The organism is Limosilactobacillus sp. (assembly GCF_051873035.1).
In the GTDB taxonomy this organism is placed as follows: Bacteria; Bacillota; Bacilli; order Lactobacillales; family Lactobacillaceae; genus Limosilactobacillus.
This window is the reverse complement of record NZ_JBJEEL010000010.1, coordinates 20,968-34,124: the sequence shown is the minus strand read 5'-3', so window position 1 is coordinate 34,124 and position 13,157 is coordinate 20,968. Positions and strand designations below refer to the sequence as shown.

Genomic DNA, 13,157 nt, shown 5'->3' with positions numbered 1-13,157 from the left:
ATTTTAATGGTGGGAAACTTAAATCTGGTAAATTAATGCTAATTGCCTGCCAAATTAGGGTAAACTGAGGTTAATACATTGTTAAAGGGATGATGATATGACAGATGCATGGCATCGCTTTATAAACAACGTTGAACTCCGCCGGTTTGCGGTTCTAGCGTTAATTATTTTTGTGCTCTGGATGATGCGGTCGATGATGAACCTGATCCTCTTTACCTTCATCTTGACCTACATTGTCGTCAACTGGGTCCACTTGGTCCGCCGGTGGCTACCTAAATTATCACCCGGGCTAGTGGTCATAATTACCTACGCGCTGCTGATTTGGGGACTCTATTTAGGGGTTACCCAGTACTTGCCGATCCTGGTTCGCCAAATTACGAAAATGGTTAATTCGGTGGTGCGTTTCTATGGTTCCAATGACGCCACGGCCCTGTACCGGTATATTAACCACTACATTAGTGCCCGAACGATTATGAACCAGGTCAAACATGGGTTGACGTTAGCGGTTAGCACCATTACCAGCATTGGCGCGGTCGCGGTTACCTTTTTCCTTTCCCTGATCCTGAGCTTTTTCTATACATTAGAGCTTAGGCAAACGGAGAGTTTCTCACGTTTGTTTTTAAACAGCCGGTTTAGTTGGTTCTTCCAAGACGTGGCCTACTTCGGCAAAAAGTTTACCAACACGTTCGGGGTGGTTTTGGAGGCCCAGTTCTTCATTGCCATCTGCAATACCGTTATTACGACGATTTGCCTGGCCTTTATGAAAATGCCACAGATCTTTGCCCTTTCCCTAGTGGTCTTTGTATTTAGCCTGGTACCAGTTGCCGGGGTAATTATTTCGACGATCCCACTTGGCCTGGTGGCTTATTCGGTTGGTGGCCTCCGGGATGTCGTCTACATTATTGTAATGGTAATTGTGATTCACGCGATCGAAGCCTACGTACTAAACCCTAAGTTCATGTCAAGCCAGACCGACCTACCGATCTTCTACACCTTTATCGTCCTGCTGGTTAGTGAACATTTCTGGGGAACCTGGGGCCTAATTGTCGGGGTACCAATTTTTACCTTCCTGTTAGATATTCTAGGTGTAAAGTCAATTCACAAGGGGAAACGCCGTACGCCGGCCAAAACTGATTGACTTTGTGAATTTTTCAGCGTGATTAGTGAATTTAAAATAAGTATTGCTATTACGTCACCGTTCGTCCTATGTGAAGAAACGACAATCTTGTGAAATGTAGCGGTGACGCTTAGAATGCTAGTGAATAGTGAACTTAAAGAATCGATGAGGTGGTTTAGATGTCGAAGAAGTTACGTGGTGCTGATGTGGTTATTGATAGTCTCCGCAAGCATGGGGTTAACCTGGTCTTTGGGATTCCGGGTGCCAAGATTGACCGCTTGTTTGAAGGACTGGATGGACAAGACAGTGCGGATGCGCCCCGCCTAATTGTGACCCGTCACGAGCAAAATGCGGTTTTTATGGCCCAGGCCTATGCCCGGTTAACTGGGAAGACCGGGGTGGCGATCAGTACGTCGGGCCCTGGTGTTGGTAACCTGACCACCGGGATCATGACGGCCAATGCCGAAGGGGACCCCGTACTAGCAATTGGTGGTCAGGTTCAACGAAAGGACCTCCACCGGTTAACCCACCAGAGTACGCCATCAGCAGAAATTATGGCACCGATCACCCGCTACAGTGCCGAAATTCAGGATCCAAATAATATTTCGGAAACGATGGCCAACGCTTTCGAAGCAAGCCAAGGGGCAGAAAAGGGAGCCGCCTTCGTAAGCCTGCCACAAGACGTTGACGATGCCGAAGTTACGGTCGCCCCGCTACCAGTTTACGAGGCACCGAAGATGGGCCCGGCTGACCCGGGAGAACTGGCTAAGTTAGTTGACATGATTAAGCATAGTCAGTTGCCGGTAATTTTAGTTGGTCAACGGGCCGGTAGCCAGCAAGTCGCGGCTGCCTTGCACCGTCTCCTTCATGATTACGCCTTCCCGGTAGTAGAGACTTTCCAGGCGGCCGGGGTAGTTTCCCGTGACCTGGAAGACCAGTCCTACTTTGGTCGGGTGGGCCTCTTCCGTAACCAGGTTGGTGACCAACTGCTCCAACAAAGTGACCTGGTCATTGCGGTGGGCTATGATGCCATTGAATACGAACCGCGGAACTGGAATAAGGAAGGACAACTGCGGATTGTCAACCTGGATACGAAACCGGCCCAGGTCGATAACCAATACACACCGGTAATGCAACTAGTTGGGGATATTACCGCTAGTTTGGACCAGCTGGATCACCTGCTGAAGGGCTTTACCTACCCGGCCGCTGCTAAGGACCAACTCTTAAAATACCGGCACCAGTTAGATCAAGATAAGCAACTACCGGCACCACAAAGTCACGGTAAGAGTCATCCCCTAGCGGTAGTACAGGCAATTCAGGAAAACGTGACTGATGACATGATCGTTTCACTGGATGTGGGTTCGCACTACATTTGGATGGCCCGGCACTTCCGCTGCTACCAACCACGCCACCTATTAATCAGTAACGGGATGCAGACGCTGGGAGTCGGCCTCCCTTGGGCGATGGTAGCCGCAATGCTTCACCCTGAACGGAAGGCGGTTGCCGTTTGTGGGGATGGTGGATTCCTCTTCTCTGGTGCAGAGTTGGCAACGGCGGTCCAGCACCACCTGAACCTCGTGGTGGTTGTGTGGAACGATGGTGGCCACTATGACATGGTTAAGTTCCAAGAAGAAATGAAGTACCCCCAAGCGGCCGGTGTTAAGTTTGGTGACTGTGACATTGTAAAGTATGCCGAAAGCTTTGGTGCCACGGGCCTACGGGTTGATAAACCAGCCGACCTGGGGAAGGTAATGAACCAAGCCTTTAATGTTGATGGACCGGTCGTAGTCGATGTTCCAGTTGACTACAGTAATAACAAGGAACTGGCGGCCCACCTGATTGATTCACAATTAGGATAAGGAAAGGATTTGATCGTATCAGTACGTTGTATGAACACGGCACACTGGCCTCATTAATGGCTGGTAACATGGCCGGGACAATCACCCTGGGGGACCTTTTGAAGCATGGTTCTAGGGGGATCGGGACCTTTGATGGCCTTGACGGCGAAGTAGTTATTTTAGATGGGGAAGTCTACCAGGCCGTCTCTAGTGGTCAGGTTAACCACATCACCGACCTAACGGCTAAGATGCCCTTTGCTTCAGTCCACGAACCGGGCGACTTACAGCCGTTAGATTTGGCAGAGGTTAACTTTGCCAGCCTGAATGGTGGATTTGTTAAGCAGCATGAGCTCAGTAATGTTTTTGCGGCCCTACACTTACAGGGAACTTTTACTCATGTTAAGGTACGGATCGCCCCTAAGCAGACGGCGCCATACCCGAGCTTACTAGAAGTGGCTAAGGGGCAGCCAACCTTTACCCGTGATAACGTCACCGGAACCATTATCGGTTATTACGCACCGGAAATTTTCGGTAGTGTTACTGCCGCGGGTTGGCACCTCCACTTTATTAGTGATGACCGTCAATTCGCCGGCCACCTGCTAGAATTTAATGCGCCAAAGCTAAGCGGGGACCTGCAAATCTTTGATAGTTTAGACCAGCATTTCCCAATCACCGACCAGGCCTTTCGGCAGGGATCGGTCGACCTGGCGACGGTGCGTGATAGCATTGCCCAGTCTGAAGGAAATAATGAATAGGGTCGTAATATATTGGGCGGCAAGTGTTCTGAAAATCCGAATACTTGCCGCCCAATTTTTGGATTCACGGTGGGAAGGCAATGTGTTTTCCCTTTGACAGCCCCTCTGAGAACAGCTAAGCTTAAGTAGCTGGTTAATTTACTTAAATTAGCTAATTATTCGTGAAAAGAGGTTTACATACTGCAGAAAATACAGTATCTTGTCTATATAGACAAACAAATATCTATAATTTAACAATAAAGTTCGTGAATGTTGAAAGGGGACGGTTGCGATGATGACGGATATCGAAATTGCTGACCAAGCGGAAATGAAGCCGATTAAGGAAGTAGCTGCACAAATTGGCCTAGGCGAGGATGATATTGAGCAATACGGTAAGTACAAGGCCAAGATCACTTTGCCAGTTAAAGCCCACCCAGACAAGAAGCATAAGCTGGTATTAGTCACCTCGATTAATCCCACGCCTGCTGGTGAAGGTAAGTCCACCGTCCTGGTTGGCCTGGGCGATGCGATGAACCAACTAGGCCACCAGACCATCATTGCGATGCGGGAACCGTCCATGGGTCCAGTGTTCGGGATTAAAGGTGGTGCCACGGGTGGTGGCTACAGCCAAGTGGTTCCAATGGAAGACATTAACCTGCACTTTACAGGTGACCTCCACGCCCTGACTAGTGCCAACAATACCTTGGCGGCCCTGGTTGATAACTACGTGATGCGGGATAATGAATTGGGCTTAGACCCCCGGCGGATTATCTGGAAGCGGGTGGAAGATGTTAACGACCGGGCCCTCCGGAACGTGGTTACCGGTTTAGGTGGCCTAATGCAGGGGGTTCCCCGGCAGACCGGTTTTGATATCACGGCGGCTTCGGAACTGATGGCGATTTTGTGCCTTTCCACTGACCTGATGGACTTAAAGAAGCGGGTTGGCCAGATCGTGGTCGGTTATACCTATGATAAGAAGCCGGTAACGGTCGCCGAGCTCGGCTTTGCGGATGCCATTACAATTTTGCTCAAGGATGCGATCAAGCCGAACCTGGTGCAAACTTTGGACCATACCCCAACGATCATTCACGGGGGACCATTCGCCAATATCGCCCACGGATGTAACAGTGTTCTCGCCACCCAGACCGCGTTACAGTTGGCTGATTACACCGTAACGGAATCCGGCTTTGGTGCCGATCTGGGGGCCGAAAAGTTCATGGACATTAAGCGGCGGGTCCTCGGTAAGAACCCGGATGCGGTAGTGATTGTGGCTACCGTGCGGGCATTGGAATACAACGGTGGTGCTGACCTGGCCGACCTTAAGAACGAGCACTTGGCAGAGTTGCAAAAGGGGATGGCCAACCTTAACCGCCACATCAAGAATATGCAGCGTTACGGGGTCTCATTGGTGGTGGCAATTAACCACTTTGCAACTGATACCGCGGCCGAAATCAAGCTGATTGAAGACAACTGTAAGCAACTCGGTGTCAATGTGGTAACGGCCGATGCCTGGGCGAAGGGCGGTGCCGGTACGCATGACCTGGCTAAAGAAGTGGTTCGGTTGACCGACCAGGAGAGTGACTTCCACGAGTTGTACAGCCTAGACGCCACACCGGAAGAGAAGATCCGGACTGTCGCTACCAAGATTTACGGGGCCAAGGATGTTGAATTTAGCCGGAAGGCCCAGCGGCAACTGAAGCAGTTCAGTGAGCTCGGTTGGAATAAACTGCCGGTTTGCATTGCCAAGACCCAGTACTCCTTTACGGATGACCAGACCCAGCTCGGGGCACCGGAAGACTTTACTTTCCATATCCGGGGCCTGGTACCAAAGTTGGGTGCGGGCTTTATTGTGGCATTGTCGGGTAACATGATGACGATGCCGGGCCTGTCAAAGGTGCCAGCTGCCGTTAACATGACCATTGATAAGAATGGTAAGATTACCGGTTTGTTCTAAGAATATAAAAGCGGTTAAGGGAGTGAGACAGAAGTCGGTTACGACTTCGTTTTCGAACCCCCGCGAGCACAAATAGAGGTCCAGAGTTCGGCTTTGCCGGACTCTGGACCTCATTTGTGTACCGCGTTGTTCGCTTTTGATCTATACAGAGGGACTTATGTCACGTCCCTTTACTAAAAAGACGGTCCTAAGCGTTTGGAAACTTTCTAAGCGCTTAGGACCGTTTGCAGTTAAGGAATTGTAACCGGTGCCAGTTTGCGGGCCGAATGGTGGTATAATGAACCTATCTGAGGATTTTATTTTACTAGTTTAATAATGTAGGGAGGATTTCAATTGCTTATTGATTTTAATCACGCTAAGAAGGTGGCGGCCGGCTGTGCAGCGTTGACGAGCTGTGCATTCCTGCTGTGGGTAAACCAAAATAATGTTTCTGCTGATGCTAATCAAGGTCAAAATGTTACGGTAACCCAGCAGGCAAGCAGTCAAGCGGCCCCTGAGGCGCAAGTTCAAAATTGGGGGGGCGCAAGCCGATCCTAATGACCGGGGAAACTATGCTTACCTTGATCAGGCACAAATTAATGCTAATGGTCAATTAACGGTCAGCGGTTGGCACGCCACCAATGCTTCACAGGATCGTCCATATCACTATATTATCGCCCTCAACCGGGCTACTAATAGTGAGATCGGTCGGCAAAACGTCACTGAACAAGCGGTTAGCCGTCCGGATGTTGCGGCGGCCCACCACGTCTATGGCGCAGCTGCTTCTGGTTTTAATACTAGTTTTGACCTGAGTAAACAGCTAACCAATCTAAACCAGGTTCAAATTGTCAGTCGTTATACTGATGATGCTCAGGGGAATGGTAATGCGGTTGACTACTGGTTCACACCAATTATGATTGACCAGCAGAACCGGGCCAACCTTGACCACGCGACGGTTAATAATAACCACCTCGTATTATCTGGTTGGCACGCGACGAACATGGCCCTGAATAAACCACACCACTTTATCATTATTTATGACCAGACCAGTGGTCGCGAGGTTACACGTCAAGAAGTAACTAACCTTGCTCGTCCCGATGTCGCCAAGGTCTTTCCGACCATTGCTGGTGCCGGTCAGTCCGGGTTTGACGTGCAGCTACCGTTAACTAATATTAACTTCAACCATGAATTGCAGGTCGTCAGCCGTTATTCCGCTTCGACTGATGGTAATAGTGACTATATTGATTACTGGTTTGCACCGCTGACTAATGGAAGAGTCGAAAACTGGGAAAACTTAGATAACTTTGACATTAGTGATGGTCAGCACCTAGTGGTCACGGGTTGGCATGTGACAACCGTCATGCCGTTTGAAAACCAGCAGACCATTCTCCTGTACGATATGGAAAGCAATGAACTATTAGCCGCGGCCCCGGCAACGATTGTGCACCGTCCGGACGTTGCCAAGGTTTATCCAAATGTTCCGGGAGCAGAAAACAGTGGCTTTACGGCCAGCTTTGACCTTGCCAAGCTTAAGCTAGTTCCGGGACATAACTACATTGTTACTAGTCGGTCCTCAACCAATAGTGATAATAACGGCATTAACCCTGAAGGTAACTACAATGATGGCTCCTTTAAGGTGACGCTACCGACGAACCAACAGGCCTACTCGATTGATAGTATGCAAATGACCAAGGACGGTCTGAAAGTTACCGGCTGGATGGCGAGTCAACAATCAATGCACCGCCCATATGCCTACGTGATTGTACTGAATAACGGTAAGGAAGTCGGTCGGACAGCGGTTAAGTTAGCTAGTCGTCCAGACGTTGCCAAGGTATACAGTGGTATTTATGATAGTGCCAATAGTGGCTTTTCAACGTTGGTTGCCCTAAATCCGACGGCCGTCAACGGGACAATGCAGGTCATCTTGCGCTTTACCGATGACCCGGCCGGCAACGGTAACTTTGTTGATCAATATGTTCCGGCGACTAGCTCTAATGCTGGTAATTTTGATAAGGTCCAGGTCAACGGAAATGGTTTGTACGTTTCCGGCTGGCACGCTAGCAACCAAGCAGTCAATAAACCCTACGAATACCTAATCTTCTTAAACCAAAATGGTCAGGAATTATACCGGCAGCGAGTATTAGACATTAACCGGAGCCGTGCTGACGTTGCTAAGGTCTATCCGGGCATTTACAACAGCGACCGTTCAGGTTATCAACTAGGCTTTAATATGCCTGCTAACCTGCAGCACCAACAGGTTTACATTATTCATCGCTTCACCGATGACCCGGCTGGTAACGGTAACTTTAGTGACTACAGGTCTGGACTAGTTTCACTGGGCTTAATGCGCTTGCCGATTGACTACCGGCAACCATCCGAATATGCCCCGTATCCAAACGTTCGTCAGTTAGGTAACTTCTGGATTCATGTCCGGATTGGGCAAAACCGGGTTTACCTGATGGACGGTAATAACGTGGTTTACACGATGTATTGCACGGCTGGTTACTACCAAAACGGTGTCAGCACCACGCCAACGGGAACCTTCTACGTTCAAGCGGAACGGGGGAACAGCTTCTATAACGGTTCTCTCGGTGAAGGGGCTAACTACTGGACCTCGTTCTTACAACATGGGGTTTACCTCTTCCATACTGTTCCAACTGATGCCCGTGGTAATTACAAGCCATATGAGGCTTCACAGTTAGGGGTCAACCAAGGATCGCACGGTTGTATCCGGCTGTCCGTTCCAGATGCTTACTGGTTCATGCATAATGTACCAACTGGAACGCGGGTCGTCATTGACAACTAAGGTCGGTAATATGAATTAAAACTCAATAATGCAATATACAAATGGCGTCAAGCATTCGGGAAAAAGCCGAACGCTTGACGCCTATTTGTGTTTATTGGGGAGTGGCGCGTCAGAATCGCCGGCCCCACTTGTAGTTATTAAAGTCTATTTAGTTGCTTTGCGCTGAATGATTTCTTGGTTAAGCTTTTCCACTTTTTCGTTAGTCAAACGGTAGAAGTGGAAGACCACCATTGCTAAAACGGTTAAGATTACCGGAATAATGGTAGTTAGCAGCTTAATCCCAAACAAGCTGTGGGCAGTCTGTGTTTGGTTAGCGACAAAACCAAATGCTGCCAGAACGTACCCTGGAATAATACCACCGAGGGCCATCCCAAATTTGAAGAAGAAACCGACGATGGCATTAACGATCCCGTTTTCGCGCTTACCGGTTTTCCACTCACCATAGGTAATCGTTTGTGGAACAAGGGCCCACTCATAAGTTTCAGCGAAAAGGATCCCACAGTTTTGCAAAGCGTGACCAGCAAACGTCATGAAAAGATTGGTTGCCGGTGTGCAGAACATCATTAGGGAACCCAGAATCGAAATTATTAAACTAGTTTGCATTAGTGCCTGGGTACCAAACTTCTTACTGATTTTTGGTTGAATTGGTAAGACGATAAAGATTGGTAGTAATCCGATTAGGTTATACCACTTCATTAAATCTGGGTTGTTAGCATTATAGGTCATATAGTAGGCACCAACTGCGCCAGTGACTGACATTAGGCCGAACGTAATGATGAAGAAGGTTGCAAGGATTTGTAACGGATGATTGATCTTTAGCTGACGGAATAGGTCGCTAACCTTGATATTAGCTTCATCCGTGGTGTCCATGTGGATATGTTCAATTGATTGACTAAAGGTAAACAATAGGATTACCGCTGCTAAGACACCATAGCTCATCATCGTTAAGAACCAGCCCTTTTCGGCATGCACACCGGAATAGTAGCCACCGGAATACAGTTTAACAAAGATCGGAATCCCGAATGTCACCAGAATTCCACCGATTTGGGCGAGGAACATTCGCAGCGAATTCATTGAAATAAGTTCTTGGTTATTCCGGGTCATAGATGCATTTAGGGAACCGTAGGGGATATTAACGGTTGTATAGATCAATGACATCCCCACATAAGTAACGTAAGCATAGACTAGTTTACCGACGCTACCAAAATTGGGCACGTAAAAGCAAAGTGTTGCCATGATTGCCAACGGAATTGAAGTGATCAAGAGGTAACCACGATATTTCCCCCATTTGGTATTGTGTTTATCGACGAATGTACCAACAATTGGATCGTTGATGGCATCGATCATTCTAACAACTAGAAACATGGTTGCTGCGTCAGCGGCCGGTAAACCGTAGACGTTAGTATAGAAAAACAGTAAGTACGTGCTGACCGTTTGAATGATCAGGTTTTGACCAAGGTCACCGATTGCCCAACCGAATTTTTCGTGAAACGGCAGTGGCCCGTTGGCAAGTGAAGTGTTCGAATTACTCATTTTTGCCACCTCACCTTATCCTACATTTCTTTCCCAAATTCTAAGAGCTCTTTAACTGGCTTATCGGTCCGCGTAAAGACCGGAATTTGGTTAAGCGGTGTCTTAACAGTGAGCCGTTGACCACCGTTGTAGCTCTTGCCAGTATAAATATCAGTCCATTGGTAACCGGCTGGGAGATAGACAGAACGTTCACTTTCTTTTTCATGAAGGACCGGCGCAACGAGTACTTGTGGACCAAACATGAACTCGTCTTCAATCTGCCAGGCTTCTTTATCTTGATCATAATGGTAGAAGAGCGGTGAGATAACCGGGGTTCCCTTTTCGTGGGCATCCTGCATCAATTGCTTGATGTAGTCATGCATCTGGTAACGGAGAACCATGTACTTCTTCATGATTTCATAGACCTCATCACCATATGCCCATGGTTCGGTTGGGGCACCGGATGGCATTTTACCGCCACCGGTAGTTCCTAGTGGTTTAGCGTGTGGTTCACGATCACCGTGCATCCGCATAACGGGACAGAAGGTTGCAAATTCGAACCACCGGGTAACTAGTTCATGGAACTTAGGGTCGGTTGTCTTTCCACCGAGGAAACCACCGATGTCAGTAGTCCACCAAGGGATGCCGGCGATTCCCATGTTTAAGCCGATGCAAAGCTGGTTACGTAGGGCGCGGAAACTAGAATCAATATCACCGGACCATACTAGGGCACCATAACGTTGACTGCCGGCCCAGGCACTTCGGACAAGGTTAATAACTTGATGCTTGGGATCTTCCTTTTTCATGCCATCGAAAACCATCTTCGAGTAGCCAACGGGGAAGCGATTGCCAACCTCAAGTACGCTGCCATCGTGGTAACGATAATTATCGTAGTCGTAGATTGAATACTCGGGCTCCGCTTCATCAAGCCAAAAGAGGTCCACGCCTTGATCGTAATAATTCTTTTTCAGAAGATTCCAGACGTATTGCTGAGTCTTGGGATTAGTAAAGTCGGCAAAACCATTATTACCGAGGAAGTCCATTGTAATTGGAACCCCCCGTTCGACTTGCGCCAGGTAACCTTTATCACGCATTTCCTGGTAGTGGGAACTAGTTTTATCTACCGTTGGCCAAACGGAGACCATTAGCTTGATTCCCATTTCGTGCAGTTCCTTAATCATTGCCTTGGGATCAGGCCAATACTCTTTGTCAAAGCACCATTCACCAGACTTTGGCCAGTGGAAGAAGTCGATCACGATAACACTAATTGGCAGGTTCCGTTTCTTAAATTCGCGGGCAGCGGAAAGAAGCTCATCTTGAGTCTGGTAACGTAACTTACATTGCCAGTAACCCATTGCGTAGTCTGGCATCATTGGGACAGTTCCCGCGACGGCGGCATATTGTTCTTCGATTTGGTGCGGGGTGTCACCAGCGGTAATCCAAAAGTCCATTTCCTTAGTTGCTCTGGCTTTCCAGTCAGTTAAGTTTTTAGCAAAGGAAACTTCACCAACACCAGGATTATTCCATAAAAATCCGTATCCTTTACTTGAAAGATAGAAGGGAACGGATGCCTGGGAGTTGCGAAGCGCTAATTCTAATTTAGCGTTTTTTAGGTTGAGAAAGTTTTGCTGGTATTGTCCCATTCCATAGATCCGCTCATCAGGATCGGCTTCAAAACGAACATGGAGTTTAAAGTCACCACCGGCGATCCCTTTAAATTCATGCCAATCCAAGTCGAGTGCACTATTAAAGTGGTTCATCTTATAATCATCGGTTCCGGGATCCATTGCGGTAATTCTTGTACGTTGCCACCCCTGCAACAGGAGCTTATTGTCCTGGTTAAAGAACGCAATATTACCGTAAACATCAAATTTAGCAGTGATCTTTCCGTTAGTGATTGCTCCGGCATGACCATTAGCACCAAGCGTGATCTTGGCAGGCTGCGTTTCTTTAATTGGCATCGTCAGGGCGTTTTTATGGCCCGTAAAGTTATCAAACTTAGTACTCCGTACCCGGAAGCTATTGTCACCCCAAGGACGTACCTCAATTTTTTCGCCATTGTTAAGCTGGTATAAACAGCCGTTTTCCTGGTAGATTTCCATGCTTTATCCTTCTTCCCAAATCATTCTTATTAGAATCTATTTGGTAAGCGCTTACGACTTTATTATATAAAATGTGAAATACTGTACAACAGCGATATAATGTTAGATAGTGTTGAAAACGAACTAACCTTTTTCAAAAAAGAGGTGATATTGGTGAACCAGTTTTTTAAATTTAACCTTAAAAAAATTCCGTTTTATTATGTTTCGGGTATCTTTCAAGGAACACGAGAATGGCGGCGTAAGGAGCTGATTCAACCGGGGAACTATGGCTTATTGATAGTTCTTCGCGGGATAGTTTACCTTTCAATTGCTAACCATGAATTCTCAATTCATACCAATGAATATTTGATCGTTCCCCCTTTTAAACCGGCAAAAGGATTTAGAAAACTCCCGGTAGGGACAAAGTATATTTGGATTCACTTCTTTCCACGCAAAGAAGCCCAGATCACGGAAAGGTATTCGCCTGCACGTGTTGAGGAGGCATCCCTACCGCAGCATGGTTACCTATATAACGCACCCAGGGTAATTAGCTCGGCGCTTGAATTAATTAATACCGAAAAGATGGGGAATAGTTATTACTCTGATTTAGCAATTGCCCAATTCCTAATACTCATGAGTGCCGATTACGCTGAGTTAGTACGCAGCCAGCAGAAGAATACGGACCATATTAATGTGGCCGAAAGTGTCCATAAGTATTTGGTAGTCCATTTTTTGGAGATCGATCGCTTAGATGACCTCAATGGTATTTGGGGATTTTCGATTCCCTATTTAAATCGTAAATTCAAGGAAATGTACCATATTTCGCTCTATGAATTCTTACTAGAACAGCGTCTGGAGTATGCCAAGCACCTTCTAGCATTAGGTAATGAGCCGGTATATGTAGTTGCGGGACAAGCTCACTTTCCGGACAGTAAAAACTTTTCACGGACCTTTAAAAAGCACTTTGGGGTAAGCCCTCTTCAGTATCGAAAAATGACTACTAATTATCGGGTTTCTACACCGACATATGATCCGGTTATTCCGGTTTCAGATAAGATAATGGACCAGTTGATGAAGGATGGGTTAAAGTGGCCAAAAAATAAAATCGAACATTAAAATAATATATAATAATTTTG

Annotated in this window: 9 protein-coding genes; 7 read left to right on the top strand and 2 right to left on the bottom strand. The window is 47.4% G+C overall.

Annotation, left to right across the window (positions count from 1 at the left end):
* Positions 1-97: 97 nt before the first annotated feature.
* From ACI31H_RS00960 to ACI31H_RS00935, 6 genes are all read left to right on the top strand, one after another.
* Complete coding sequence (locus ACI31H_RS00960) at positions 98-1,138, top strand: AI-2E family transporter (RefSeq protein ID WP_439770128.1); 1,041 nt, start codon at positions 98-100, stop codon at positions 1,136-1,138.
* Positions 1,139-1,296: 158 nt separating this feature from the next.
* Positions 1,297-2,976: an acetolactate synthase AlsS gene (gene alsS / locus ACI31H_RS00955; RefSeq protein WP_439770127.1), complete on the top strand. Its 1,680-nt coding sequence runs from the start codon at positions 1,297-1,299 to the stop codon at positions 2,974-2,976.
* 17 nt (positions 2,977-2,993) lie between these two features.
* Positions 2,994-3,710, top strand: a complete 717-nt coding sequence (budA, locus tag ACI31H_RS00950) for an acetolactate decarboxylase (RefSeq protein ID WP_439770164.1) — start codon at positions 2,994-2,996, stop codon at positions 3,708-3,710.
* Positions 3,711-3,981: 271 nt separating this feature from the next.
* The gene (locus tag ACI31H_RS00945) at positions 3,982-5,643 is read left to right on the top strand and encodes a formate--tetrahydrofolate ligase (protein WP_439770126.1); all 1,662 of its coding nucleotides are present in this window, start codon (positions 3,982-3,984) and stop codon (positions 5,641-5,643) included.
* 333 nt (positions 5,644-5,976) lie between these two features.
* Positions 5,977-6,180: a hypothetical protein gene (locus ACI31H_RS00940; protein ID WP_439770125.1), complete on the top strand. Its 204-nt coding sequence runs from the start codon at positions 5,977-5,979 to the stop codon at positions 6,178-6,180.
* A 355-nt stretch (positions 6,181-6,535) separates the two neighbouring features.
* Entirely contained in the window at positions 6,536-8,428 is a 1,893-nt protein-coding gene (locus ACI31H_RS00935; RefSeq protein WP_439770124.1) for a L,D-transpeptidase, read from the top strand.
* 144 nt (positions 8,429-8,572) lie between these two features.
* Here the strand turns inward: ACI31H_RS00935 and ACI31H_RS00930 are convergent, their stop codons facing one another.
* Positions 8,573-9,961, bottom strand: a complete 1,389-nt coding sequence (locus tag ACI31H_RS00930; protein WP_439770123.1) for a glycoside-pentoside-hexuronide (GPH):cation symporter — start codon at positions 9,959-9,961, stop codon at positions 8,573-8,575.
* Positions 9,962-9,981: 20 nt separating this feature from the next.
* Complete coding sequence (locus ACI31H_RS00925) at positions 9,982-12,042, bottom strand: glycoside hydrolase family 31 protein (RefSeq protein ID WP_439770122.1); 2,061 nt, start codon at positions 12,040-12,042, stop codon at positions 9,982-9,984.
* Between the two features lie 99 nt (positions 12,043-12,141).
* Here ACI31H_RS00925 and ACI31H_RS00920 point away from each other — a divergent pair, with 99 nt between their 5' ends.
* Positions 12,142-13,137: a helix-turn-helix transcriptional regulator gene (locus tag ACI31H_RS00920; protein WP_439770121.1), complete on the top strand. Its 996-nt coding sequence runs from the start codon at positions 12,142-12,144 to the stop codon at positions 13,135-13,137.
* Positions 13,138-13,157: the final 20 nt, after the last annotated feature.